Here is a 26560-nt window from a genome sequence, read left to right as displayed (position 1 = left end):
CGAGGGCGCCGCACAGGAGGGCTCCTCTACCGAGCCGGGTGACGAACCCGGCGCTCTCCTTCCCGCAGCAGTCCACGCAATCCCCCCTGTATCGGCCCCCACCAGAGCGCTCCGTCCGCTCGCTGAGCGGTGTTGACCGTGGCCGTCGTACTCACCGTTCTCAGCCTGCTCGGGTTCATCGCCCTGACCGCGGGCACCGCGCTGTTCGTCGCGGCCGAGTTCTCGCTCACCGCCCTGGAACGCAGCACCGTCGAGTCGCACGCCCGCGACGGGGACGCACCGGCGCGCATGGTCCGCCGAGCGCATCGCACACTGTCGTTCCAATTGTCCGGCGCTCAGCTCGGCATCACGATCACCACGCTCATCACCGGCTATATCGCCGAACCCGTGCTGGCCGAACTGCTGTCGCCGCTGCTCGGCGCGACCGGTATGAGCGAAGGGGCCCGCAACGGGATCTCGCTGGCACTGGCATTGGTCCTGGCCACCTCGCTGTCGATGATCTACGGCGAATTGGTGCCGAAGAACATCGCCATCGCCAAACCGCTCGCGACCGCGCGGATGACCGCCGGGCCGATGATCGCCTTCTCGACGGTGTTCAAATGGATGATCCATTTCCTGAACAATTCCGCGAACTGGGTGGTGCGTCGTCTCGGCGTCGAACCCGCCGAGGAATTGCGTTCGGCCCGTTCACCGCAGGAACTGGGTTCGCTGGTGCGCACCTCCGCACTGCGCGGCGCGCTCGACCAGCGCACCGCCCAGGTGATGGACCGTTCGCTGCAATTCGGTGAGCGCAGCGCCGAGGAACTGATGACGCCGCGCGTGAAAATCGAATCGCTGGACAAATCCGACACCATCGCCGATCTCATCGCCGCCGCGAGCCGCACCGGCTACTCGCGATTCCCGGTGATCGACGGCGATCTCGACAACACCCTCGGGGTGGTGCACGTCAAGCAGGCGTTCACCCACCCCGCAAGCGAGCGCCGCAGCATCGCGTTGCAGACCCTGGCGCGGCCGGTGCCGATCGTGCCTGCCAGCCTCGACGGTGACGAAGTGCTCGAGCGGGTACGCGCGGACGGCATGCAGATCGCGCTCGTGGTCGACGAATACGGCGGCACCGCGGGTTTCGTCACCATGGAGGATCTGATCGAGGAGATCCTCGGTGACGTGCGCGACGAGCACGACGAGGAGGAACGCGACGTCCGGCGCGTCGGCGAGGGCTGGGACTGTTCCGGACTGCTTCGCATCGACGAGGTCTCGCGCGCCACCGGATACGACGCACCCGAGGGCGAGTACGAGACCCTCGGCGGCCTGGTGCTGACCCGCCTGGGCCGGATCCCGGAAACCGGCGACGAGGTGGTGTTGCCGAATTCGCCCGCGCACAACCGGCATCCGTACGAAACCGACCACGGCGGCTGGATCGCCCGGGTGGAACGGATGGACGGCAGACGTATCGACCGGGTGCGCCTGATCCCGGTCACCGCGGACGTGTTGCGGGCGAGCAACGCGATCCCGGACGACGATCGGTCCGACACCGCCGATATCGCGACACACACCATCCCCGACCACGTGAACGACACGGAGCACAGCAATGGGTGATCTGCTCGCGGTCCTGCTCACGGTCGTACTGCTCGCCAGTAACGCGTTCTTCGTCGCCGCCGAGTTCGCGTTGATCTCGGCGCGCCGCGACCGCCTGGAAGCGCTCGCCGCACAGGGCAAACGCAATGCCGACACGGTCATCCGCGCCGGTGAGAACCTGTCGATGATGCTGGCGGCCGCTCAGCTCGGCATCACGATCTGCTCGATTCTGCTCGGCCGCGTCGGCGAACCGGCCGTCGCGCACCTGCTCGAAGTGCCGTTCGAGATGATCGGACTGCCCGATCAGCTCCTGCATCCGGTCTCCTTCGCGCTGGCGCTGACCATCGTGGTCATCCTGCACATCCTGTTCGGCGAGATGATCCCGAAGAACATCGCCCTCGCCGGGCCCGAACGCAGCGCGCTGCTGTTGGTTCCGGTCCACCTGCTGTGGTTGCGGCTGGCCCGTCCGCTGATCGCCATCTACAACCTCGCGGCGAATCTGAGCCTGCGACTGCTGCGCATCGAGCCCAAGGACGAATTGGACGCGACCGTGTCCAGCGTGGAACTCGCCGAGATGATCGGCGAATCCCGGTCGGAGGGACTGCTCGACGAGGAGGAGCACCGCAGGCTGACCCAGGCCCTCGGCACCTCCGACCGCACCGTGGCCGATGTGATGGTTCCGCTCGGCTCCACGCGCTCGGTGCCGCTGCGCGGCAGTGGGACCACGCTCGGGGATATCGAGTCGGCGGTGGGCGAGACCGGCTTCTCCCGCTTCCCGGTGCGGACCACCGACGGTTCGCTCGTCGGCTACCTCCATGTCAAGGATGTGCTGGACAAGGTCGCCGACGAGAGCGCGGGTCCGAACACCCCCATCCCGCGCACCGATATTCGTCCGCTGCCGACCGTCAGCACCGGCACCACCCTCTACGAGGCGCTGGCCAGGCTGCGCCGTACCAACAGCCATCTGGGTCGAGTGGTCGACAGCCGGGGCAACACCGTCGGCATCGTCGCGCTGGAGGATCTGGTGGAGGAGTTCGTCGGCACCGTGCGGGATGTGACGCACCGGGGCGCGGAGTGATTCCGAATCCTGGCCTCGCGTCGGCGATGCGACGTTTCGCGCCGGTCGCCGCCGCGCCGATCGGGCGCGGCGACCGGCGAGTTCGCCGCGGTCGGTGAGCACGGTGCAGGTATCGGCTCGGTCCGAGTGGTATGCGCGGGCGCGGGCGCACGCCGCCGCGGTCGATGAACTCGTCGGGCCCTATGTTCGCCGCCGGGCGGCGGGCGCGACGCATCCGGTGATCGATTTCCTGTTCACCTACTACGGACACAAACCGGCCCAATTACGCCGGTGGCACCCGGGGTTCGGGGTCGCGCTCGCCGACGCGAAGGAATACGACGGCGCCCGGGGGTACGTCCGTGTCGAGCGCGACGAGCCGCCGGGCTTCGCCTCGGCGCACCCGGGCACGTACACCGCCGATCCCGCGTATCTCGAGCGGCGAGCCGACACGGTCGCTTTCGTAGCGAATCTGTTGCGTGCCACCGCTTCCCGCCCGGCACAGCTGTCCTGTTTCGGCCTGCACGAGTGGGCGATGGTGTACCGCACCGAGGATGTCCGTCATCAGCGGGTGCCGCTGCGTCTGGGACACGCGGGAACCGATGCCGTCGTCGAGTCGATGTCGTTGCGCTGCACCCATTTCGACGCCTTCCGCTTCTTCACCCCGGAAGCCGTCCCCCGCAACGCGATCCCGCTCAGCCGCGAGGATCAGGTGGCCCGCGAACAGCCCGGCTGTCTGCACGCGAACATGGATCTGTACAAGTGGGGTTTCAAGCTGGTGCCGCTGATCCCCTCGGATCTGTTGCTCGAATGTTTCCGGCTCGCCTGCGCTGCGCGGGAACTCGATATGCGAGCGAGCCCCTACGACCTCGCGGAATTCGGATACGAACCGATTCGGATCGAGACTCCGGCCGGACGCGCGGAATACGCTCGCGCACAGACGGTGCTGGCCGATCGCGCCGCCGTGCTGCGCGGCCGCCTGCTCGCGTGCTGCGAATCCCTGCTCGCCGGACGACCGCGGACCGTCGACAGCGTCTGACCTTCTTCGAACCGTAGCGGATTGCCACCTGCCGCCCGATTTCGCCGAATTCGGCCCCGGAAGTTACCGGCTGTTACTACCATTCATCACCTGGAGTAACTGTCCCAGTCAGATGGCTCCAGAAGTGCCGACGACGACACAGAGGAGCCGCGATGATGCGCTCACTGACCACCGCGTGCCGGGCCAAACCGCTCGCACTGCTCGTCGCGGGCATCGTCGCCGCGATGATGCTGCCCGGTAGCGTCTCCGCGAATCCGCAATTCATCGGCGGCGACGCCGTGCGGGAATTCCTCGACGTGGGCCGCACCGCGGTCCCGCGCGCGGAGTGCGGGCCGGGGTCCATGCCGGAATCCGGCCTCCAGGGCGACGTTCCGGCCGCCGACCGTGACAGCGGTCGCAGCACCCAGGGCTACCGGTGCAATATGTCGATGGTCGGCGGCTACACCGGCCGGGGCGCGGGCATCACCTCCACGAGTTTCGAGCACTGCGCCTACATGGGATCGTTCTTCCCCGGGAATTTGTTCGCCGAGGGACGCGGTGTGCAGGTACTCGATGTCGCCGATCCCGCGAATCCACGCCCCACAGTGACACTCACCGAACCCGCGATGCTCGGCGGCACGTGGGAGAGCCTCAAAGTCCACGCCGATCGCAAACTGCTGGTCGGCACCGGGGTGCCTGCGGGCGTCGGTGTCGGTTACCTGTCCGTCTACGACATCTCCGACTGCGCGTACCCGCGGCTGCTGAACCCAGGAGCGGGAACGAATCTGCTGATGCCGCTGCCGATCACGGCCCACGAGGCGGGATTCTCGCCGGACGGCAAGACCTATTGGGCTTCGGGCCTGACGCCCGGTTTCGTGAGTGCCGTCGACATCTCCGATCCGGCGAACCCCCGGGTCATCTGGCAGGGGCTCACCGGAATCGAATCGCACGGAATGGGTTTCAGCGCGGACGGCACCCGCATGTACATCTCGGCGCTGAGCGGTTTCACCGTGCTCGACGTCGGCGCGATCCAACGACGCGAACCCGCGCCGCAGGTGCGGCATCTGGGACGGATCTTCTGGACCGACGGCCAGGCGACCCAGCACAGCATCGCGGTCACCTACGACGGCCGACCCTATCTCTACACGGTGGACGAGGGCGGTTCCGGCGGGGTGAAACTCATCGATGTCTCCGACAACACCGCGCCGACGGTGACGACGAAGATCAAACTCGAGATCAACCTGCCGCAGAATCAGGACGCGGCGATCGGATCGTCCATGGGCGGCGGTGCGTTCGCCTACGAATCGCACTACTGCGCGGCCGACCGCCCCGACGATCCGACGGCGCTGGCCTGCGGGTGGATCTCCTCCGGTATCAGGGTTTTCGATGTGCGCGATCCGGAGAACATCCACGAGATCGCCTACTTCAATCCACCGGCCCGCACCGGGCGCTTCGCCGACCTGTGGAATTCGCCGCACGCGCTGGCCTCGGTCATCGGATTCCCGGCGCTGGGCGTGATACCGGCCGTACGAGCCGTCCTCGAGGGCGATTTCGATCCGTCGACGGCCCTGACCTCACGCACCGACAACATCCTCGGCGACCTGTCGACCGACTGGTGTATGTCGCCGCCGGAATGGCGCGGTGACCAACTCTACGTCGCGTGCGCCGACAACGGTTTCATGGTGCTGCGACTGGACAACGACGTCTACAGTCCGCCCGCGAACCAACAGTCCACCGTCGGATCCTGATATGTCCCACCGGTTCCCGCTGTTCCGGATAGCCGCCGCCCTCGCCGTCGCCTTCACCCTGGTGGTGCTCGGCGCGGCGCTGCGTCCGGTCGCGCTGCCCGAACGGCACACCGACACACCGATTCTCACCGCGATGGAAATCGGTTTCGCCCAGGATATGACCGCCCACCACGAGCAGGCCCTGCGGATGACGCAACGGCTCGATCCCGACGTCGACCCGAATATCCGCAGGCTCGCCGATCAACTCGCCGACGCGCAGCGGACCGAGATCGGCACCATGCTCGGCTGGCTCAGACTCGCCGACGCGAGTCCGCTGTCACCGCAGCCGATGCTGTGGATGCGCACCGAATCCGCGGGCCACGTCCACGCGGCGCGGACCGAGCCGGGCACCTCGACCGGCATGCCGGGGATGGCGACCACCGCCGAACTCGACGCGCTGGCCGCCGCACGGGGACGGGAGGCCGAAATACTGTTCCTCCGGTTGATGATTCGCCACCACCAGGGTGGCGTGCGGATGGCCGTCGCGGCGGACGCGCTGCTCACCCACGGCGCGGTGAAGGAAGCCGCGCGGGCGACATTGCAGTCGCAGAGTCAGGAGATCGGGATCATGGGCGTCATGCTCGTCCAACTCGGCGGACAGGTTCCCGCTTGATCGGAAAGGCCGCGCTCTCAGGAATTGTCGACGAAGCGGTACCACGGTATGCGGTAGGGCTCGTAGCCGATGCCGCGCTCGGCGGGCGGGCCGATATACGGCGGCGGACTGTCGGGGAAATATCCGAACCCCTCGGAATTCTTCTCGTCCCCTTCGAAATAGAAGAGGCAGCCGCCGTCGCGGCGGTCGATGTAGCGGATGCTGTACACCCCCAGCCGGGTGCGCTCACCGGGATTGACGCAGTCCACGGCCTGATCCTCCAGAATGCCGTGCGACAGCTGCCACGCGCCCTTCTGCGGAATCTCGTACCAGACCGCCGCCGCCAGCAGACCGATGAGCAACGGGGCTGTCAGGCTGAGCACGATCGCGCGATAGCGGAACAGCCCGACCAGGGCGGACAGGGCCGCGATCCCCGCCGCGACAGCCAGCAGGGCCGACAGCACCACCTTGCTCGTCTGAGTCCCTTCGGTGGCGATCACCCATACCGACACCAGGCACAGCACCAACACGACGCCGATGACCAGAACCATCCACCAGACGAACCAGAACGGGACGCGTACACGGGTCCGTTCACCGACGCTCATACACAGAAGATAACGGCGTCGTGGCCACCGCGCTCGACATAGCCCCGACTCGACGAAAAACCCCCGGCCACGATCCCGAAGGGTGGACGGGGGTTTCCGGTTCGATCGGCACTCTCAGAGCGGCGGGAATCCCGCCGATCCGGTCGCGATCCAATTCCAGAAGGACGCGGCGCGGTTGGTGACCAGAGCGACAATGTCGAGAACAACGCTTCCCATACTTACCCAATCTCCGACGATCTCCAGTGTCGCGACCAGGGTAACGGATAGGTCTCGGTATCTGTGCAGCCGGTGAACACGTAACCCCCGACCGGATTATCCGGCCGGGGGTCACCCGGTGTCAGATCACGTGGACCAGCGGTTTCACAGGCAGTTCAGCGCCTTGGCCTCGCGACGACGCCGGTGCAGGATCGGCTCGGTGTAGCCGTTGGGCTGCTTGGTGCCTTCCAGCACCAATTCCTTGGCCGCCTGGAAGGCGACACTGCCCGCGAAATCCGGCGCGAGCGGCCGGTAGTTCGGGTCGCCGGCGTTCTGCTTGTCGACCACGGGGGCCATCCGCTCCAGGCTGGCGGTCACCTCGTCGGCGGTGACGATGCCGTGGCGCAGCCAGTTGGCCATGAGCTGGCTCGAGATGCGCAGGGTGGCGCGGTCTTCCATCAGGCCGACATCGCGGATGTCGGGCACCTTGGAGCAACCGACGCCCTGGTCGATCCAGCGCACCACGTAGCCGAGGATGCTCTGGGAGTTGTTGTCCAGTTCCTGCTGCTTGTCCTGCGCCGACCAGTTCGGATCGGCGGCGAGCGGGATCTCCAGGATCTGATCGACAGTGGCGCGCGCGCCGCCCTTGGCGATCTCGCTCTGCCGTTTGAAGACGTCGACCAGGTGGTAGTGGGTCGCGTGCAGGGTGGCGGCGGTGGGCGAGGGCACCCAGGCGGTGTTCGCGCCCGCCTTCGGGTGACCGATCTTCTGCACCAGCATGTCGGCCATCAGATCCGGCATGGCCCACATGCCCTTGCCGATCTGCGCCTTGCCGGGCAGACCGGCGGCCAGGCCGGTGTCGACGTTCCAGTCCTCGTAGGAGGTGATCCACTGCTGGGATTTCATGTCGGCCTTGCGGACCATCGGCCCGGCCTCCATGGAGGTGTGGATCTCGTCGCCGGTGCGGTCGAGGAAGCCGGTGTTGATGAACACGACCCGCTCGGCGGCGGCCTGGATGCACGCCTTCAGGTTCACCGTGGTGCGGCGCTCTTCGTCCATGATGCCGACCTTGAGGGTGTTGCGGGGCAGACCGAGCACATCCTCGACGCGTCCGAACAGCTCGTTGGTGAAGGCGACCTCGTCGGGGCCGTGCATCTTGGGCTTGACGATGTAGACCGAGCCGGTGCGGCTGTTCTTCAGCTCGGTTTTCGCGTCGAGCGAGTGGACGGCGACCAGCGAGGTGATCAGGCCGTCGAGGATGCCCTCGGGCACCTCGTTGCCGTCCTTGTCGATGATGGCGTCGGAGGTCATCAGATGACCGACGTTGCGCACGAACAGCAGCGAACGGCCGTGCAGCACCAGGTCACTGCCGTCGAGTGCGGTGTAGACCCGGTCCGGGTTCATGGTCCGGGTGAAGGTCTTGTCGCCCTTGACGACCTTCTCGCTGAGATCGCCCTTCATCAGGCCGAGCCAGTTGTGGTAGCAGAGGACCTTGTCCTCGGCGTCGACCGCGGCGACCGAATCCTCGAAATCCATGATCGTGGTGACCGCGGATTCCAGCACGACATCCTTGATGCCCGCGCTGTCGGTGCTGCCGATCGGCGATTCGGGATCGATCTGGATCTCGATGTGCAAACCGTTGTGCTTCAACAGGATCGAGGTCGGCGATGCCGGATCGCCGAGGTAGCCGACCAGCTGCGACGCGTCGGCGAGGCCGATGCTCGTGCCGTCCTCCAGCCCGACCTCCAGCTCGCCGTCCACGATCGTGTACGACGACGATCCGATATGCGAACCGGTGATGAGCGTCACCGAGTCGTCGAGGAAGTTGCGCGCCCACTCGATGACCTTGTCACCGCGAACCCTGTTGTAGCCCTTGCCCTTCTCGGCGCCGCCGGTCTCCGGGATGGCGTCGGTGCCGTAGAGCGCGTCGTAGAGCGAACCCCAGCGCGCGTTCGCGGCGTTGATGGCGAACCGCGCGTTCATCACCGGCACCACCAGCTGCGGGCCCGCGGTACCGGCGATCTCGGTGTCCACGTTCTGGGTGGTGATCTGGAATCCGGCCGGTTCGGGGAGTAGGTACCCGATCTCGGTCAGATAGCTCTTGTAGGCGGCCTTGTCGTAGTTCGCGCCGGGGTGCTCGGCATGCCAGGCGTCGAGTTTTCCCTGGATCTCGTCGCGTTCGGCCAGCAGGGCACGGTTGCGCGGCGCCAAATCGTTGATCACCTGTTCGGCACCGGCCCAGAACGCGGCGGAGTCCACGCCGGTCCCGGGAAGCGCCTCGTTCTCGATGAACTCGTGAAGAACGCTGGCCACCTGGAGCCCGCCGACCTGAATCCGCTCTGTCATCTACTGCCTCACTTCTGAGAAAGCCGGGTGTGAAAAGACGGGATCAATGTTACCCGTCGGTAGTGGTTACTCGGCGCGATGGGTGACGGAAGCCCCGTGCGCGTCCGGTCGGCGCGCTGCCAGCACATTCTCGTCCGCGATGCCGGTACCCGATGATCCTTCGGTCGGCGCGTCGCGCGGGTTGTCGGCGGTCGGCCGAACAATCGCGTCGATCCTATCGCTCGCGCGGTGACCCGCCGATATCGGCCGTGCGTCGGGCTACCGGCCCGGCCGGTCCTCCCGGATCGCCGCCGCGGCGGCCGCGCGGGATCGGACGCCGAGTTTGGTACGGGCGTTGGCGATGTGCCGGTGCACGGTGTGCGGACTCAGCGTCAGCCGTTCGCCGATCTGGACATCGGTCAGACCGTCCGCGACCAGGCGCAGGATCTCCCGCTCGCGCTCGGTCACCGCCTCGGGACCGGGAAGGACGGGACGTGACCGCACGGGATGTCCGAGTCCGCGCAGGGTCGCGTCGGCGACGGCCGTGGCGTCGCCGCGCCACGGGAAATGATCCTCGCCGTGCAGTTCGACCAGGGTCGCCCGGCGGATCCGGCGCGCCACGTCGACGCCGAGCGCGAACGGCACCGCGCGGTCACCCCTGCGGTGCAGGACCGTCGTCGGGGCGGTGACGGCGGGCAGATACTCGGTCGCGTCGATCTCGTAGGTGGCGGCCAACGATCTCGCGGCCTGCTCGGCGGTGGCGGACAGGCGCTGGAAGCGGGCGAAACGTTCGCGCTCGGCATTGTCGGCGTCGGGGACGAACACATCGGCGAGCAGCCGCGATCCCAGGCCCCAGTGCGCGGAGACGGCGTTCACCATCGCGTTGCGCGCGCTTTCCGGCGCGATATCGGCGCCCCTGGCGAACGCGCCGTAGAGCACGAGCCGGTGCACCCGGTCCGGCAGCAGCGCGGCCAGGCCCGCCGCGACGGCGGCGCCGGAGGACGCGCCGACCACGGCGAAGCGGTCCATTCCGAGCGCTGCGACGATCTCGGCCGTCGCGGTGATCTCGTCTTCCAGATCGAGCGGATACCCGGCGTCGACGGACAGGCTCCGACCCGGCTGGTCGTACCTGACGACGGTGAATCGTTCGGCCAGCCGGGAGACGTAGGCGCGGAAGAGCGGATCCTCCCAGTTGAGGGCGAGGTGGCCGCACCACCAGCCGCCGATCAGCAGCGGCGGACCACTGCCGACCTCCGAACAGGCGATATCGCCGCGGGCGGTCTTCACATAGCGCACGACCTGATCCTCGACGCGCAGCATCACATCACCTTCCCGAGTCCCGGATCACCCGTTCGGGCCATCGATGATGGCCGGAAACGGCCATGACGTGGCGGTGACCCGCGCAGCAGACTTCCTCCATGACCACCACAACGTTCGGCGAACGCTTCTTCGCGAGCTGGTATCCCCGTTTCATGGCCCGGGTCGAGCGGGCGGGTCAGGCCGGTGTGCGTCGCGCCCAACTCGCCGGCGCGCACGGCCGGACCCTCGAGATCGGCGCGGGAAGCGGCCTGTCCGTGCCGCACTACCCCGACGATCCGACCGAACTGGTTCTGCTCGAACCGAATCCAGCGCTGCGCACCCGGCTCACGGCACTCGCCCACTCCCCCGCCCCGATCACCGTCGTGGACGGTGACGCGCACGCCCTGGAGTTCCCCGACGGCAGCTTCGACACCGTCACCGCGTCCCTGGTCTTCTGCTCGGTGCGCGACCCGGACCGCGCCCTGGCCGAGGTGCACCGGGTGCTGCGGCCGGGAGGACAGTTCCTGTTCCACGAACATGTCCGAGGCACCGGCGTGCGCGCCGCGGTTCAAGACCTGCTCACGCCGGTACAACGACGCCTCGCCGACGGTTGCCACGCCAACCGCGACTTCGAATCCCTGCTCGGCGCGACCGATTTCCACCTCGAGGTGATCCTGCGTACCCGCATGCCGACACGAATGCCGACCATCGTGCCCCTGGTCGTCGGCACGGCGCGTCGACGATGACGCCGCGCGATCGCCGGTGCCGAGGCGGCCGGTTTCGGACCACTCGGGTACGGGCGGGATCGTCACCGCGGCGCGACCGCCGCACGGCGTCACGCCGGAACGCGGCTCAGCCGCGCGTCGAACGCGGATTCCGTATACGGGGCGATGGGGCTCAACCGCAGCACCGAGGGCATCCGGCGGGTCAGCGCGGGCGGGCCGCTGAACTGGAGCAGGCCGGTGCGCTGGGCGTGGGCGACCGGGATCCGGCCGAGCCACACCTCGTAGAGCGAACCCACGTCCGAGGTGATCGTGACGTCGACGGGGTAGCCGGGGTCGGCGGAACAGACCGACGGGTCACCCGCTTCGATCACGATCCAGTAGCGGCGGATGTCGTCGGTGAAGCGAACGGCGATTACCTGCCGTTTACCGGGGAACGACGAGGTGTCCAGACGGGTGTGCATCCACCACACCAGCAGGTCGGCGTCGAGTTCCCGCGGATCCGGTTCGCCGAAGGTCCATCGGGCGCCCCACGCGCCGAGCCCGAAGAGAATGGGCTCCAACTCCCGGCCCGAATCGGTCATCACGTAGTTCGTGCCCAGTTTCTCGATGAGCCCGGAGCGCTCGAACTGACGCAGGCGTTTGGTGAGCAGGCTGCGTGACAGCCCGGGCAGACCGCGGGCCAGGTCGTTGAACCGGGTGGTGCCCAGGAGTAGATCGCGCAGGATCAGCAGGGACCAGCGATCGCCGAGCACGTCCAGCGCGCGCGAGATCGGACAGTACTGGCCGTAGCTCTGGGTCGTTTCCGACACGATCACCTCCGGGGTCGCGGGTCCACTTTCTGAACCGGGTGAGTCCACTTTCTGGACTATTCGGTTATCGCGGGAATTCGTAGCTTCGAAACATGACGACTTCCACGATTCCCGAGACCACCACCGACTGGACCGCCTCGGCGCGCCGGATCGGCGAGACCCTGCGCCCCGGGGTCGCCGAACGCGACCGGACCGGCGAGATCGACGCCGCGGCCTTCGACCGGCTGCGCGAGGCCGGACTCGCGGCCGCGCTGGTGCCGACCGAATTCGGCGGCGGCGGCGCGACCCACCGCGAGGCGGGCGAGATCCTGCGCGAACTCGGCAGGCACGATCCCTCCACCGCGGTCACCTTCGCCATGCACTCGCATCTGGTCGCCACCCAGGTGTGGCGCCACAAACACGGCGCGGACGCGACGCCGGTCTTCCGGAAGGTGGCCGACGGCGCGATCCTGGTCAGCACCGGCGCTTCGGACTGGGTGGGTTCGAGCGGCACGGCCGAGCGCGTCGACGGCGGCTACCGGGTGAGCGCGCGCAAATCGCCCGCCAGCGGCTGCGAGGTGGGCACCGTGCTGGTGACCAGTATCCGCTGGGACGACGCGCCGGAGGGGCCGCGGGTGCTGCATTGCGCGGTGCCGATGGCCGCCCCCGGCATCCGGATCGAGAAGACCTGGGACACACTGGGTCTGCGCGCGACCGGATCGCATTCGGTCGTGCTCGATGACGTCTTCGTTCCGGACGCGGCGGTGTCGCTGATCCGTCCCGCCGAGCTCTGGCCGCCGCTGCTGAACGTGGTGATCGGCGCGGCCATGCCGTTGGTGATGGCCGCCTACCTCGGAATCGCCGACGGGGCGGTCGAACTGGCGACATCGCTCGTCGCCGGACGCACCGATCCGCACCTGTGCCAACTGGCGGGCGAGATGACCAACGCCCACATCACGGCGCAGGATGTCGTCGACGCGATGTTCGCCACGTCGGACGATCTGGGATTCGCCAACACCGACGATTACGCGGCGCGCACCCTCAGCCGCAAGACCGTCGCGGCCGAGAACCTGATCGACACGGTCCGCCTCGCCATCGAAACCGTCGGCGGCGTCGGCTACTCGCGCACGTGCGAACTGGAGATGCGCTACCGCGACGTGCACGGCAGCCTGTTCCATCCGCTGCCGAGGGCCAAGCAGACCCAGTTCACCGGGCGGGTCGTTCTCGGAAGCGGACCGCTCGGCTGAAGCACCCATGACGGAACCGTGACCATCGGGGCCGAATCACGACACACGCGGTGTTCACGCGGTTCGATGGTGTCGACAGCGATGGTCACGAATTCGAGGAGTGCGTCATGGTTTCGGTAGCAAGGGCGGTCCGGTCGCCGCTCGCGTGGATCGTCGCCGCGGTCGTCGTCGCGGTGACCGCGACGGCGATCGTACTGCTCGAACCGTGGAAACTGATCATCGACACCACGGTGATCGAGGCGGTGCCCACCGTCGCACCCGCGACCGGGTCCGGCGGAACTCCGGCCGCGGGCCCCGTCGTCCTGGCCGAGGGGAGCTTCGTCTCGCACGAACACCACACCTCCGGCACCGTGCGCATCCTGCGCCTGCCCGACGGCAGCCGCGTGCTGCGCCTGGAAGATCTCGACACCTCCGACGGACCCGACGTGCGGGTCTGGCTCACCGACCAGACCGTCACCGACGACTGGTTCACCTTCGATGACGGACATCACGTCGATCTCGGAAGTCTGAAGGGCAACAAGGGAAACCAGAACTACGCCGTTCCCTCGGAATTGGATCTCGCCGCGTTCGTCAGCGCCGATCTGTGGTGCGACCGATTCAACGTCTCGTTCGGCGCCGCCACGCTGGTACGCACCGGCAACTGAGACCGGTCGCGAACCGACTGGAAATAAATGGGCCGACAACGGCACGACCCGTGTGCCACCATGTAATTCATCGACGATCACCCCGATCAGCGGGTGATCTTTTCGAGCATCAGGAGAGGAGGAGGTGGCTTGTCGAATTCACAGAACCCGAACGTGATCGGCCAGGCGGATCCGGTATCCGGCCACCTCCGGTCCGGTCGCTGACCGAAGCCGTTCCCCCGGCAATATCCGCTGCTCTTCACGAAACATGGTGATCCCCATGATATTCCGCCATGCCACCGATCGGGTGGCGTTGACCGCGTCCAACTGGATACATACCGGCGTCCTCGTCCTGAACGCGTCCTACGAGGCGCTCGACGAGATCGGCGCCGACCGCGCCGTGGTCCTGGTAACCAGCGGCGCCGCGGAATCGATCGCCGACCACGAGCCCTACTTCCCGATCCGGTCCAAGGATCTGGAGATCGCGCTGCCGGAGACGATCCGCCTGCTGCGCTACGTCTACATCGAGCACACCGTGCTCGTCCACGACGAGAGCCGCGCCACCCTGGCCGGCGTGCTGCGCCGCGACAACCACCGCTGCGGGTACTGCGCGAACTGGGCCCGCACCGTCGACCACATCCGACCGCGCAGCCGGGGCGGTCCGAACACCTGGAGCAATCTGGTCGCCTGCTGCGCGCCGTGCAATTCGACCAAGGCCGACCGCACACCGGAGGAAGCGGGCATGCGGTTGCTGTGGCAGCCCAAGGCCCCCGACCACCTGGCCAAGCGACAGCGCCGCGTCTGGAAGCAGTTGGCCACCACCTGACCGATCCGAGAGGAGCAAGGATATGACCGTCCGTACCCAGCCGACCCGCACCGACGAGTTGACGCTCGTCGACCTGCTCCCGGTTTCGGACAGCCGGGAGTGGCACCGCGCCGCGTGCCGGGGCGACCCGAATCACGAGGCCTGGTTTCCGTACCCGTCGCAGGATTTCGAATACGCCCGAGAGATCTGCGCCGGGTGCCCGATCCGCACCGCCTGCGGCGAATTCGCCTCCGGCACCGGACAATCCGGGGTCTGGGGCGGGCACGAATTCGATCGCGGGCGGGTCATCCGCGAGTGAGACGACTCGCGGCGCGGCGGGCCGCCGTCCTCGCGAGAGCGCGCGGCGGCGGCCCGTACCCGCCCGTACCGATGACCAGGGCCTCCCCGTAGAGCGCCGGTCGATGTGAACATACACTGACCGTCGTGGGCACTCATCGCAGCGGAATCAACTCCCGGGGCGTCAGCAAAGGTCCGGTTATCGCAGCGGTGACAGTCGTGCTGCTGGTGGTAGCCGTCTTCGCCTGGTTCCAGTTCCGGGATCGCGCCACCGACCGCGACAGCGCGGCGGCGGCCGAATGCGTCGAAGGCGAATCGACGCTGTTCGTCACCGTCGACCCTGATATCGAGGCGCCGGTGCGCGCGATCGCGGACCGATACAACGCGACCTCGCCGCAGATTCGCGACCACTGTGCGAAAGTCCTGGTCACGGCGCGCCCCACCGCGTCGATCAGCGCCGGTTTCACCGCGGGCGGAGTATGGAACGGCACGCTCGGACCGCAACCCGCGCTGTGGATCCCGACATCCTCGCGTTCCATCGAGGCGACACGGGTGCCCGGACTCATCGAGGGTGAGCCGACCTCGGTCGCGACCAGCCCCGTCGTGCTGGCGGTCACCGAGGAACTGCGGCAGTCGATGGAGCAGGCGCAGGTCGCCTGGAGCGATCTGCCCACGCTGCAACAGGGCTCACTCGAGCAGATCGGGCTCTCCGACTGGGGTGGCCTGCGCATGGCGCTGCCCGAGGGTGACGCCACCGTGGCCGCCGCGGCGGCGGTCGCCGCGACGGTCTCGGGCACCGATCCGCTCACCACCGAGGCCGCCCAGTCCGGCCAGGTCGTCGCGGCGGTCTCCGGATTGGCCGCGGGCGCACCGCAGGCGACGAGCACCGGCGACGCGCTCGACGCCATCGCGACGGCGCTGCCGCAGCAGAAGGCCGATATCCACGCGGTAGCCGCTACCGAACAGCAACTGCGGACCCGGCCGGGCCTGGTCGCCTACCGACCGGCGGGGGCGGCGCCGGTCGCCGACCATCCCGCCGCGATGATGTCCGGATCGTGGGTGGACCAGACCCAGAATCTGATCGCGAGCGTGTTCGCCGAATACCTGCGCGCGCCGCAACAGGCGACGCTGTTCACCGAAGCCGGTTTCACCGTGCCGCCGCCGACCGCGACGGGGACCGGCGCTTCGCGCGAAGCGCTCGACAAGGTCGCCGCGACCCTCGCCGATCCGGTCCTCGGCGTGCAGTCGACGGTGGTGCTCGACGTCTCGGCCTCGATGGCGACCTCGGAGGGTTCGGGCACCAGGCTCTCCAACAGCCTCGGCGCACTGCGTTCCACCATGAACGTGATGCCGCCGGATTTCGGCTTGGGCGTGTGGACCTTCGCCGAGAACCTCGACGGCGCCAAACCCTATGACGTGCTCGCCTCGACCGCACCGCTGACCACCACCCAGCGCACCGCCATCGACACCGCGCTGAGCAAGGTGCGCGCCAGTGACAGCCGCACCGATCAGGCCTACCCGACCGTGCTCGCCGCCTACCGCGCCGCGATCGCGAACTACGCGGCGGGGCGCACCAATTCGCTGCTCGTCGTCACCGACGGCCCCGACGACGATTCCAGCATGACCGGCGCGCAACTGCTCGCCGATATCGCCGCGGCCAGCGACAAATCCCGACCGGTGCGCATCGATATCGTCGTCATCGGCGGTACCGCCACCGAGACCATGCGCGATCTCGCCGAGAAGACGGGCGGCACGTACACCCGGGTCGCCACCTCCGACAATCTCACCTTCGCCAGCACGGTGGTGAAAGCCCTGACCAGCCCCTAGCCCGTCAGCCGCCCGGCCGGTGCACCGCCTTGCGCGGCTCGTACCAGCTCGCACCGGCCGGTTCGCCCGCCATGTTCCAACTCCACGACACGGTGGGGGTGATGTAGGAATAGATTCCCGGACCGACCATGCCCACCCGCTCGATCGGGGCGCCTGCCCGACCGTAGACCCGCAGACAGCGCGCCGTGAACGGCTCCATCGCGACGATATCGTCGAATACCAGTGCCACCCTGTCATTTTCGGCAATATTGCGGAACTTCCTCGTCCGCAGCACCGCCGCGCCGATACCGCCGATCCAGAACCCCTCGCCGTCGAATTCGAAGGCGAGGGGGACCGCGTCCGGTTGCCCTCGCGGCCCCACCGTCGCCATCCGCACCACGAATTGCGCGCGGATGAAATCGGCTTCCTCGGACGTGAACGACATGCGCGCTCCCCTGTGGTTCCCTCGGCGGAATCGAACGCGATCAGTATTCCCGACCGACGGTCGACACCGCCGAAACGACTCACTCAGTCGGCGTAGGCCTCCGGCGGCGGGCAGGAGCACACCAGGTTGCGGTCGCCGTAGGCGCCATCGATACGCCGCACCGAGGGCCACACCTTGGCCCGCGCGTGCGCGAGACCGCGCGGGTAGACCGCGGTCTCGCGGCTGTAGGGGTGATCCCACTCCCCGACCAGGCTGGCCGCGGTGTGCGGCGAGCCGCGCAACGGATTGTCGGTGACCGGCCAGACACCGGCGGCGACCTGATCGATCTCCGCGCGGATCGCGATCATCGCCTCGACGAATTCGTCGATCTCGGCGAGGTTCTCGCTCTCGGTCGGCTCGACCATCAGCGTGCCCGCGACCGGGAAACTCATGGTCGGCGCGTGGAAGCCGTAGTCGGCCAGACGTTTAGCCACGTCGTCGACGGTCACACCGGTCCGTTTGGTGATCTCGCGCAGATCCAGGATGCACTCGTGCGCGACCATGCCGTTGTCGCCGGTGTAGAGCACCGGGAAGTACTCGTCGAGCCTGCGCGCGATGTAGTTGGCCGAGGCGATGGCCGATAGGGTGGCGCGCCGCAGGCCGTCGGGTCCCATCATCCGGATGTAGGCCCAGGTGATCGGCAGGATCGAGGCCGAACCGTATTTCGCGGCCGACACCGCGTGCGAACCTGATTCCAGCGGGTCGCCGGGCAGGTACCTGGTCAGGTGCGAGCGCACGGCGACCGGACCGACCCCGGGGCCGCCGCCGCCGTGCGGGATGCAGAAGGTCTTGTGCAGATTCAGGTGGCTGACGTCGCCGCCGAAATGTCCGGGCCGCGCCAGTCCGACCAGCGCGTTCAGATTCGCACCGTCGACGTAGACCTGACCGCCCGCCTCGTGCACCAGGGCGCACAATTCGGCGACCTCGTGTTCGTAGACACCGTGCGTGGACGGGTAGGTGATCATGATGCACGACAGCCGTTCGGCGTGGTCGGCGATCTTGGCGCGCAGGTCGTCCAGATCGACGTCGCCGTTGTCACGGCATTTGACCACCTCGACCCGCATACCGACCATGGCCGCCGAGGCCGCGTTGGTGCCGTGCGCGCTGGACGGGATCAGACAGGTGTCGCGGTGCGCGTCGCCGCGATCGAGGTGGTAGCGGCGGATGGCGAGCAGGCCCGCGTACTCGCCCTGGCTACCCGCGTTCGGTTGCAGGCTCACCGCGTCGTAGCCGGTGATCTCGGCCAGCCACTTCTCCAGATCGGAGATGATCTTCAGCAGACCCGGCGCGTCCTCGACCGGCGCGTAGGGGTGAACACGCGCGAATCCGGGCCAGGTGATGGGCTCCATCTCGGCGGTCGAGTTGAGTTTCATGGTGCACGATCCGAGCGGAATCATGCTGCGGTCCAGGGCGATATCCTTGTCCGACAGCCTGCGCAGGTACCGCAGCATCGCGGTTTCCGTGTGATAGCTGGTGAACGCCGGGTGGGTCAGGAATTCGGTGGTTCGGGTCTCGATCGCGGCGCGGGGACTCTCCGTCGGAGCCGCCGCGTCCAACGATCGGGCGGTGCCGAAGGATTCGAGTACCGCTGTGACGTGCGCGGTGGTCGTCGCCTCGTCACAGGCGATGCCGACGTGGTCGGCATCGACGAGACGCAGATTGATCCCGCGCGATTTCGCCTTGGCGACAACGGCTTCCGCGCCGCCCGGCACGTGGGCGAGCACGGTGTCGAAGAAGTCGCCGTGCACGAGCGCGCCGCCGAGTCCGGCGGCGACGGCCGCAGCGTGCGCGTGCACCCGGCGCGCGATCGCGCGCAGTCCGTCGGCGCCGTGGTAGCTGGCGTACATCGCGGCGACGATGGCCAGCAGCACCTGCGCGGTACAGATGTTCGAGGTGGCCTTCTCGCGGCGGATGTGCTGCTCACGGGTCTGCAACGCGAGCCGGTAGGCCGGATCTCCGTCGGCGTCGACCGAGACGCCGACCAGCCGTCCCGGCAGTTGACGCGCGAAGGCCTGTCGCACCGCGAGGTAACCGGCGTGCGGGCCGCCGAAACCGAGCGGCACGCCGAAACGCTGGGTGGTGCCGAAACAGACGTCGGCGCCCTGCTCGCCCGGCGAGGTGATCAGTGTCAGCGCCAGCAGGTCCGCGCCGACCGCGACGAGTGCGCCGCGCTCGTGGCCCGCCGCGATGACCTCGCGCCGATCGACCACGCGGCCCGACGCCCCCGGCGACTGCACGAGCACACCGAAGAAATCACCGTCGGGCAGCGCGCCCGAGGACAGGTCGGCGGCCACGAGTTCGATGCCGAGCGGTTCGGCCCGGGTCTCGAGCACGGTTCTGGTCTGCGGGAACAGGTCGGTGTCGATGAGCAGCCTGGTGGATTTCGACTTACCGGCGCGACGCAGCAGCGTCATCGCCTCGGCGGCGGCGGTCGCCTCGTCCAGCATGGACGCGTTCGCGACATCCATTCCGGTCAGGTCCGAGACCATGGTCTGGAAGTTGAGCAGCGCTTCCAGCCTGCCCTGGCTGATCTCGGGCTGGTACGGGGTGTAGGCGGTGTACCAGGCCGGATTCTCCAGCAGATTGCGCACCAGGACGGGCGGGGTGAGCGTGTCGTAGTATCCGAGCCCGATCATCGACGTGGCCACCGTATCGGAGTGGGCCAGCGCCGCCAGTTCGGCGAGCACCTCGTGTTCGGTCACGGCGGCGGGCAACCCGGCCAGGGCGGTGGCGGTGTCGTCGAGAATGCGCGCGGGGATCGCGGCCGTCGCGAGGTCGTCCAGCGAGCCGACGCCGACCACCGGCAGCATTCGGGCGAGTTCCGCCCGGTCCGGTCCGATATGGCGGTCGGCGAAAGATCGAGTCACGTCAGCTCCAAGGGTCGGGGCGGGTCGACCACGTGGCCGACGGGTACCAGCCCTCCCCCTCTGTCGTGGAGCCTGAGAGATTCGGGACCTGTCGTCCCTTTCCCCATGGGCGGGCGGCACGAGCCACCGCTTTCCAGAGGCGCCGAAGCCCGTACGGTCCCGGTTGCCTGAGAGATTGACGGGGAGGTGCTGCTCCTTCGGCGCCCGGACTCATGTCGAGACCGGAACTCTCCCGCACGGCGGCGACGCAACGCCCAGTTTATGCGGAAGGGCCGCCGAACACGGCCTCCAGGTCTGTGTCGCCCTCGTCACTCGGTGCCGCGAGGGCGATCACGACAGAAAAACCGTCCCGGTGACATCCGGGACGGTCCGAACCGGAGCTAGCCGGTTTTGGCGTTCATCCGCGCCTTGCGCCGGTAGGCCAGTTCGTCCTCCGGCCGCTCGGTCGCCGATACCGCGCGTTCGGCGGGGAAATTCGCGATCGCGCCGGTCAGCTCACGCATGGCGCCGCTGACCGCGATACCGAAGACGCCCTGGCCGCCCTGCAGTAAATCGACGACCTCCTCGGGCGAGGCGCACTCGTAGACCGAGGTGCCGTCGGAGAACAGGGTGATACCCGCCAGATCCTGAACGCCCCGGCTGCGCAGGTGATCCACCGCGATCCGGATGTTCTGCAGCGAGATGCCCGCGTCGAGCAGTCGCTTCACGATCTTCAGGACCAATATGTCCTTGAACGAGTACAGCCGCTGACTGCCGGATCCCGCCGCGCCGCGAATCGAGGGCACGACCAGTCCGGTGCGCGCCCAGTAATCGAGCTGCCGGTAGGTGATGCCTGCCACCTGACACGCGCTGGGGACGCGATAGCCGACTAGATCATCGGGTACCGAATCATCCGGGAACAGGCCTGGCTGTACCACATCCTGCGATTGCTCTGCCACTGACCACTCCCTTGCTTCGCCGACGCCTTGCCTCATCGATGACCCGGCTCCGTGACGACCATCAACCCGCCGTAACGGACATGGCCCAACTGTCGAGATTACTCCCACTGATTCTCCTGGGAGCAGCATCATCGATCCAAACGCGACGCGCGGTAAAAGTCTCGACCTGTAGTTCAGGGCTAGAAGATAGCCATACCGTTCAGCTATCGGTTGCCTTGAAATCATCGGGAGAAACCGACTCGAGGAACTCCTTGAACTTCTCCACCTCGTCCTCGCGCTCGTCCGGCATCACCAGCCCCGCCTCCTCGAGCACCGCCTCTTCGGCGTAGATCGGGCAACCGACCCGCAAGGCGATCGCAACCGAATCGGAGGGGCGCGCGGAGATGGTCAACTCGTTGTCGAACACCAGATCCGCGTAGAAGGTGCCCTCCTGTAGATCCACGATCCGCACTTCCTTGAGGGTGTGCCCGAGCTCGGCGATCAAGATCTTGATCAGATCGTGAGTCAGCGGGCGGATCGGGGTCACCCCCTCCTGCTCCAGCACGATCGCCGTCGCCTCGGCCTGCCCGATCCAGATCGGCAGATACCGGTCCCCGGACACTTCGCGCAGCAAGAGCACGGGCTGGTTCTGCGGCTGCTCGACACGAATGCCGATTACGCGCATCTCACTCATCGCACTGCCTCCCATACTCGCCGGCCGCCCGGCATGACCGCTGCGGAGCTCGCCGTAACACCGAGTCTAAGCGAACTCGGAGCAGTGCTGCGATCGGTGTACAGAGCCGAAACCGGCGTGTTGTCACGGTGGAATACGGGCGGGGACCCGGGCCCGACCGCGCGGCGCGCGACCGCCTACCGCGCGGTGGGATCGGCAGCGCCGTTCAGCCGCCGAGCGAATTGCGCACCGACGCCTTGACCAGGCACGTGTGCAAGGTCAGGGACAGCGCCGCGAGCTCACGCGCGGTCTCCTCGGCCCGTGCCCTCGCACCGGCGTCACGACTCTTGGCGATCGGCGCGACGATCTGCGCCACCAGGGCGGCCTCGCGGTCGGCTGCCAGCTTGAACGCGCGCAAATGCCGTGCCTCCAAGCCGAATTCGGCCATGGCCTTGGCTGTTCGGGCCAACGTGACCGCTTCGGAGTCAAAGAAGCCGGCGGCGCCGGGAACGATCAGATTCGCCCGGATCAGGTCGTTGAGGAATTTCTCGTCGATCGCCGCCTGCTGGAGCAGATCGGCGCGAGTGAGCCGGATTTCGTGATCGAACCGCAGTTCGTCGGGTGAAATCTCACCGGGCACGACGCCGAGCCTACGGGGTGGCGCGTGACCCGCAACCCGAGCGGAACGGTCGCCCGATTCGGCCTGGTATTCGGAATCGTCCGACCGCGCCGCCTCGACGCCGCCTCGACCGGAGACGGCCCTGGCCCGCGCCTCACGCACACCGAGCGTCGCCGCACCGCTGTCGATGGCCTCTAGCTGTTCCTTGATGACCTTCAACGGCAGGTACTGATCTCGCTGCGCGGTCAGCACGAACCGCAGCCGTTCACAGTCGGCGACCGAGAACCTGCGGTATCCCGACGGAGTCCGTTCGGGCCGGATCAGACCCTCGGCCTCGAGGAAGCGGATCTTCGAGATGGTGACATCGGGAAAGTCGGGACGCAGCAGATCCAGGACGGAGCCGATGGACATACCTCCGCGCGCCCACTGCGCCGCACCTGTCACAGTGCCGAGCCTTTCATGATCGCCGACACCGTCCCGCCCTTGTCACTGCCCCGATTGTCTCCACCCGGCCTGCGCTCGGCGGCGTCACGCGCGCCGGGCGCAGGCATCCGATTCACTCGTCGCGCGTGCTCATAGCGAGCCCGCACCCGCCGACGGCTCGTTGACCTGCGCGCGCGGACCGGTCAGGAAGACGAGCCGGAACTTTCCGATCTGGACCTCGTCACCGTTCTGCAGTTCCGAGGAGTCGACCGGCTCCCGATTCACATAGGTGCCGTTCAAGCTGCCCACATCCACGACCTGGAACGTGTCGTCGTCCTGCCGGAATTCGGCGTGCCGACGACTGACGGTGACGTCGTCGAGAAAGATGTCACTGTCGGGGTGACGACCGGCCGACGTGGTCGGCTGATCGAGCAGGAACCGCGAGCCCGCGTTCGGACCACGTTTGACGACCAGGAGGGCCGCACCGACGGGCAGTCCCTCGACCCCTTGGACCGGCTGTTCGCCGGTCGGCTCTGCGGAGCGCGACGCGTCGACCTCGTTCAGGAAATCCGCGCGGAAGACCGACGTCGTCTCGGCCGCGGTCTCCTGGTAACCCGGGTCTTTGTTCTCGCTCACCGTTTCTCTCCTCCTCGAACCTGATTATCCATACAAGCAGGTGATGCCTTCATTGACACGACGCGTCGTGTCACGAGAACACCGGCATCGACCGCCGGACTCTGTTGGCATTGACCGTACCCTGCCGGGCCGTGCCCGTGCAGGTAGAACAGGGAAGGCTGATTCAGCCCCCGATAACTCCTTGATAACCCGCAGCATCCAGCAGGTCGGCAAGCGTGTCGTCGAGGCCGGCGGCGTCGGCGACCTCCAATTCGAACAGCCATCCGTCACCGTAGGGATCGCTGTTGAGCGACTCCGGTGACTGCGTCAGTTCCTCGTTCACCGCAACGACTTTCGCGGTCAGCGGGGCGTAGATATCGGAAACGCTCTTGGTCGATTCCACCTCGGCGATGCTGTCTCCCGAGGCGACGTCCTTGTCCGCGTCCGGCAGCTGCACGAACACGACGTCACCGAGCTGTGACTGGGCGTAGTCGGTGATGCCGACCCGGACCGTCGTCGGGCCGATCCGGCGCACCCATTCGTGCTCCTCGGTGTAGCGCAGATCCTCGGGGGTCTGGGTCACAAGGCCGTCCTTTCTTCGTCAAGGTCGCACGCAACTCTATTCGAGACCCGACCGTCGGGCCGACCCGACGCCTCGGTTACGGGGAGCGCTGTGGCACAGCCGGTATCGCCCGCGCCACCGCGACCGCTTTGCCCAGGTACAGCAGACCCGTCCAGACATAGACCGCGGTACCCCAGATCAGGAAGGCGCCGCCGAAGGCACGACCGAAACCGTCCAGCGGCCAGTCCATCTCTCCGGCCAGCAGCCACGGCAGCGCCGACATCAGCGCGAACGTCGCCGCCTTGCCCAGATAGATCACCTCGGGCGGCTCCAGGTCGCGGCGCCGGTAGACGCCGAGGGTCAGGGTGAGCACCAGATCGCGTCCGACCAGGATCACCGCCACCCACCACGGGATGAGCCCGCGGAGGACGAAGGCGACCAGCGTCGTCACCAGATACAGCCGATCCACCAACGGATCGAGCAGCGCGCCCAGGCGCGAGGACTGGTCGAGCAGCCTGGCCAGTTTGCCGTCGAGGAAGTCGGTCACCGGGCTGGCGATCAGCAGGGCGAACGCCCAGCCGTCGGCTCGCACGACCAGCAGCAACCACAGGAACAGGGGAATGCTGAGCAGCCGCAGCACGCTCAGCACGTTCGGGACGGTCAGGACGCGGTCGGCGAATACGGCCCGGATTCCGGTGGGCGCGTCGGCGTCCCCGTGCGGTTCCGTCGTTCCCGGTTCGGTTGTCACAGCCCAGTGCATACCGCACCGCCCCCGGCCGCCGCCATCCGGGCGCGCCCACTCCCGCGCGGGATCCGCCCGGATCGGCGGGTTATGTCACATTCGACGTGGTGAAAGAATGAATGTGAAACCATCTCAGCTGGCCTGTCCGCCGATCGGGAGGAAACCCATGACCTCATACGACTACGACGTGGTGGTGATCGGCTCCGGATTCGGCGGCAGCGTGAGCGCGCTCCGGCTGACCGAGAAGGGATACCGGGTCGGCGTACTCGAGGCGGGCAGGCGCTGGGATCCGGAGGATCTGCCACGCACCAATTGGAATGTGCGCAAATCCATCTGGGCGCCGCGCCTCGGGCTCACCGGCACCCAGCGCATCAGCGTCCTCGGCAAATGCGCGGTGTTCTCCGGCGCCGGTGTCGGTGGCGGTTCGCTCATCTACGGCAACACGCTCTACGAACCGCTGCCGAATTTCTACACCGACCGGCAGTGGGCCCACATCACCGACTGGCGTGACGAACTCGCGCCCTACTACGACCAGGCCCAGCGCATGCTCGGGGTGACGACGAATCCCCGGATGACCCCCGCCGACCGGGTCATCCGGGAGATCGCCGACGATCTCGGCGTCGGTGACACCTTCCACCCCACCCGCGTCGGGGTGTACTTCAACGAGGACGATCCGGGCGCCGAGGTCGACGATCCCTACTTCGGCGGTGTCGGCCCGCGCAGACGCGGCTGTGTGCACTGCGCGCAGTGCTTCACCGGCTGCCCGCACAACGCGAAGAACACCACCCCGAAGAATTATCTGTACCTGGCCGAACAGGCGGGCGCCGAAGTACATCCGCTGACCACGGCCACCGAGGTCAGGCCGTTACCCGGCGGCGGATACGCGGTGCGGACCGAGCGTTCGGATCGCTGGATCCGCAAGCAGCGCGCCACGTTCACCGCCGAGCAGGTCGTCTTCGCGGGCGCGGCGCTGGGCACCCAGAAGTTGCTGCACGCGATGCGCGACAAGCGGGTGCTCCCCCGCCTCTCGCCGCGCCTGGGCGAGCTGACCAGGAGCAATTCCGAGGCCATCCTGAATGTGGTCAGCCGTTCGCGCGCCGATTTCGCCGAAGGCATCGCGATCACGTCCTCCATCCATCCCGAGGCCGACACCCACGTCGAGGTGTGCCACTACGGGAAGGGGCAGAACGCGCTGTTCCCGATGTCGGTGCCGATCGTGGACGGCGGCGCCTTCCGCTTCCTGCGGTTCCTGCTCGCGATGGTGCTGCACCCGGTGGTGTTCGCGCGCAGTCTCGACGCCAGGCGCGCCTCGGAGAAATCGGTCATCCTGCTGGTGATGCAGTCGCTGGACAATTCGCTCACCTCCTACCGCAAGCGCGGCCTCCTGAAGACCAGGGCGGGCGGTGGCGAGCCGAATCCGAGCTGGATCCCCCTCGCCCACGACATCGGCCGCCGATTCGGCGCGAAGGTCGACGGCGATACGCACGGGCTGGTGATGGACGTGTTCAACATCCCGGCCACCGCGCACTACATCGGCGGCTGCGTCATCGGCGACTCCCCCGACACCGGCGTCGTCGATCCCTACCAGCGGATATTCGGTCACCCCGGCCTGCATATCGCCGACGGTTCGGCCGTCACGGCCAACCTCGGCGTCAACCCGTCGCTGACCATCACCGCCCAGGCCGAACGCGCCATGGCCTTCTGGCCCAACAAGGACGAGCCCGACCCGCGCCCGCCGCTCGGCGCCCCGTACCACCGCATCGACCCGGTGCCGCCCGGCCGTCCCGCGGTGCCCGACGCGGCCCCCGGCGCCCTGCTGCTCCCGCTCACCCCCGTCGACCCCGCCCTGCGCGCCGACAGGGCCGACCCGACCCCGACAGCCTGAGCGACACCTCGGCCGACGACGGTCGGCAACCG

Annotated in this window: 24 protein-coding genes and 1 riboswitch; of the genes, 12 read left to right on the top strand and 12 right to left on the bottom strand. The window is 67.7% G+C overall.

What is annotated here, in order from left to right:
- Window positions 1-138: 138 nt before the first annotated feature.
- The 5 genes from DAT37_RS09365 (at window position 139) to DAT37_RS09345 (ending at window position 6047) form a co-directional block, all read left to right on the top strand.
- Window positions 139-1596 carry a hemolysin family protein gene (locus DAT37_RS09365; protein ID WP_109524512.1) on the top strand — a complete coding sequence of 486 codons (1458 nt, stop codon included), beginning with the start codon at window positions 139-141 and terminating at the stop codon, window positions 1594-1596.
- Entirely contained in the window at window positions 1589-2653 is a 1065-nt protein-coding gene (locus DAT37_RS09360; RefSeq protein ID WP_109524295.1) for a hemolysin family protein, read from the top strand. The genes DAT37_RS09365 and DAT37_RS09360 overlap by 8 nt, the downstream gene beginning before the upstream one ends.
- Before the next feature lie 103 nt (window positions 2654-2756).
- Complete coding sequence (locus DAT37_RS09355) at window positions 2757-3668, top strand: 3-methyladenine DNA glycosylase (protein ID WP_232839607.1); 912 nt, start codon at window positions 2757-2759, stop codon at window positions 3666-3668.
- Between the two features lie 155 nt (window positions 3669-3823).
- Window positions 3824-5395: an LVIVD repeat-containing protein gene (locus tag DAT37_RS09350; protein ID WP_109524511.1), complete on the top strand. Its 1572-nt coding sequence runs from the start codon at window positions 3824-3826 to the stop codon at window positions 5393-5395.
- 1 nt (window position 5396) lies between these two features.
- The gene (locus DAT37_RS09345) at window positions 5397-6047 is read left to right on the top strand and encodes a DUF305 domain-containing protein (protein WP_109524293.1); all 651 of its coding nucleotides are present in this window, start codon (window positions 5397-5399) and stop codon (window positions 6045-6047) included.
- Window positions 6048-6064: 17 nt separating this feature from the next.
- On the opposite strand, the gene DAT37_RS09340 is transcribed toward DAT37_RS09345, so the two are convergent.
- From DAT37_RS09340 to DAT37_RS09330, 3 genes are all read right to left on the bottom strand, one after another.
- Window positions 6065-6631 (bottom strand): hypothetical protein, encoded by a 567-nt coding sequence (locus DAT37_RS09340; RefSeq protein ID WP_109524292.1) that lies wholly within the window; start codon window positions 6629-6631, stop codon window positions 6065-6067.
- A gap of 360 nt (window positions 6632-6991) precedes the next feature.
- A complete protein-coding gene (locus DAT37_RS09335) occupies window positions 6992-9172 on the bottom strand; it encodes a malate synthase G (protein WP_109524291.1) in 2181 nt (726 codons plus the stop codon).
- A gap of 258 nt (window positions 9173-9430) precedes the next feature.
- A complete protein-coding gene (locus DAT37_RS09330; protein WP_109524290.1) occupies window positions 9431-10471 on the bottom strand; it encodes an alpha/beta fold hydrolase in 1041 nt (346 codons plus the stop codon).
- Window positions 10472-10569: 98 nt separating this feature from the next.
- Here DAT37_RS09330 and DAT37_RS09325 point away from each other — a divergent pair, with 98 nt between their 5' ends.
- Window positions 10570-11196 (top strand): class I SAM-dependent methyltransferase, encoded by a 627-nt coding sequence (locus DAT37_RS09325; RefSeq protein WP_109524289.1) that lies wholly within the window; start codon window positions 10570-10572, stop codon window positions 11194-11196.
- An 89-nt stretch (window positions 11197-11285) separates the two neighbouring features.
- On the opposite strand, the gene DAT37_RS09320 is transcribed toward DAT37_RS09325, so the two are convergent.
- A complete protein-coding gene (locus DAT37_RS09320; protein WP_198654158.1) occupies window positions 11286-11984 on the bottom strand; it encodes a winged helix-turn-helix transcriptional regulator in 699 nt (232 codons plus the stop codon).
- A 92-nt stretch (window positions 11985-12076) separates the two neighbouring features.
- Between DAT37_RS09320 and DAT37_RS09315 the strand changes: the two genes are divergently transcribed.
- The 5 genes from DAT37_RS09315 to DAT37_RS09295 all read left to right on the top strand — a co-directional run bounded on the left by DAT37_RS09315 (window position 12077) and on the right by DAT37_RS09295 (window position 16762).
- The gene (locus DAT37_RS09315; protein WP_109524288.1) at window positions 12077-13210 is read left to right on the top strand and encodes an acyl-CoA dehydrogenase family protein; all 1134 of its coding nucleotides are present in this window, start codon (window positions 12077-12079) and stop codon (window positions 13208-13210) included.
- Window positions 13211-13317: 107 nt separating this feature from the next.
- The gene (locus DAT37_RS09310; protein ID WP_109524509.1) at window positions 13318-13854 is read left to right on the top strand and encodes a DM13 domain-containing protein; all 537 of its coding nucleotides are present in this window, start codon (window positions 13318-13320) and stop codon (window positions 13852-13854) included.
- 259 nt (window positions 13855-14113) lie between these two features.
- Window positions 14114-14659, top strand: coding sequence for an HNH endonuclease (locus tag DAT37_RS09305; RefSeq protein WP_109524508.1), 546 nt, complete (start codon window positions 14114-14116; stop codon window positions 14657-14659).
- Window positions 14660-14681: 22 nt separating this feature from the next.
- Window positions 14682-14957: a WhiB family transcriptional regulator gene (locus tag DAT37_RS09300; protein ID WP_109524287.1), complete on the top strand. Its 276-nt coding sequence runs from the start codon at window positions 14682-14684 to the stop codon at window positions 14955-14957.
- A gap of 125 nt (window positions 14958-15082) precedes the next feature.
- On the top strand, window positions 15083-16762 hold the full coding sequence (locus tag DAT37_RS09295; protein WP_109524286.1) for a VWA domain-containing protein: 1680 nt from the start codon (window positions 15083-15085) through the stop codon (window positions 16760-16762).
- Between the two features lie 4 nt (window positions 16763-16766).
- Here the strand turns inward: DAT37_RS09295 and DAT37_RS09290 are convergent, their stop codons facing one another.
- The 8 genes from DAT37_RS09290 to DAT37_RS09255 all read right to left on the bottom strand — a co-directional run bounded on the left by DAT37_RS09290 (window position 16767) and on the right by DAT37_RS09255 (window position 24592).
- Window positions 16767-17186, bottom strand: a complete 420-nt coding sequence (locus tag DAT37_RS09290) for a PPOX class F420-dependent oxidoreductase (protein WP_109524285.1) — start codon at window positions 17184-17186, stop codon at window positions 16767-16769.
- An 83-nt stretch (window positions 17187-17269) separates the two neighbouring features.
- Complete coding sequence (gcvP, locus tag DAT37_RS09285) at window positions 17270-20035, bottom strand: aminomethyl-transferring glycine dehydrogenase (protein WP_232839645.1); 2766 nt, start codon at window positions 20033-20035, stop codon at window positions 17270-17272.
- A gap of 201 nt (window positions 20036-20236) precedes the next feature.
- Window positions 20237-20337: riboswitch (glycine riboswitch) on the bottom strand.
- A gap of 135 nt (window positions 20338-20472) precedes the next feature.
- Window positions 20473-21066, bottom strand: coding sequence for a MerR family transcriptional regulator (locus tag DAT37_RS09280; RefSeq protein WP_109524283.1), 594 nt, complete (start codon window positions 21064-21066; stop codon window positions 20473-20475).
- A gap of 163 nt (window positions 21067-21229) precedes the next feature.
- Window positions 21230-21703, bottom strand: a complete 474-nt coding sequence (locus tag DAT37_RS09275) for a bifunctional nuclease family protein (RefSeq protein WP_109524282.1) — start codon at window positions 21701-21703, stop codon at window positions 21230-21232.
- Window positions 21704-21908: 205 nt separating this feature from the next.
- Window positions 21909-22712 (bottom strand): transcriptional regulator FtsR, encoded by an 804-nt coding sequence (gene ftsR / locus DAT37_RS09270; RefSeq protein ID WP_109524281.1) that lies wholly within the window; start codon window positions 22710-22712, stop codon window positions 21909-21911.
- 162 nt (window positions 22713-22874) lie between these two features.
- A complete protein-coding gene (gene odhI, locus DAT37_RS09265) occupies window positions 22875-23360 on the bottom strand; it encodes an oxoglutarate dehydrogenase inhibitor Odhl (RefSeq protein ID WP_109524280.1) in 486 nt (161 codons plus the stop codon).
- Between the two features lie 163 nt (window positions 23361-23523).
- Window positions 23524-23922: a glycine cleavage system protein GcvH gene (gene gcvH / locus DAT37_RS09260; RefSeq protein ID WP_109524279.1), complete on the bottom strand. Its 399-nt coding sequence runs from the start codon at window positions 23920-23922 to the stop codon at window positions 23524-23526.
- 76 nt (window positions 23923-23998) lie between these two features.
- On the bottom strand, window positions 23999-24592 hold the full coding sequence (locus DAT37_RS09255; protein ID WP_232839644.1) for a CDP-alcohol phosphatidyltransferase family protein: 594 nt from the start codon (window positions 24590-24592) through the stop codon (window positions 23999-24001).
- Window positions 24593-24809: 217 nt separating this feature from the next.
- On the opposite strand from DAT37_RS09255, the gene DAT37_RS09250 reads away from it, so the two are divergent.
- Complete coding sequence (locus DAT37_RS09250) at window positions 24810-26528, top strand: GMC oxidoreductase (RefSeq protein WP_109524277.1); 1719 nt, start codon at window positions 24810-24812, stop codon at window positions 26526-26528.
- Window positions 26529-26560: the final 32 nt, after the last annotated feature.

Origin of the sequence: Nocardia aurea (assembly GCF_003123685.1) — a bacterium.
GTDB classification, from domain to species: Bacteria; Actinomycetota; Actinomycetes; order Mycobacteriales; family Mycobacteriaceae; genus Nocardia; species Nocardia aurea.
This window is presented reverse-complemented; position numbering and strand designations above follow the sequence as displayed.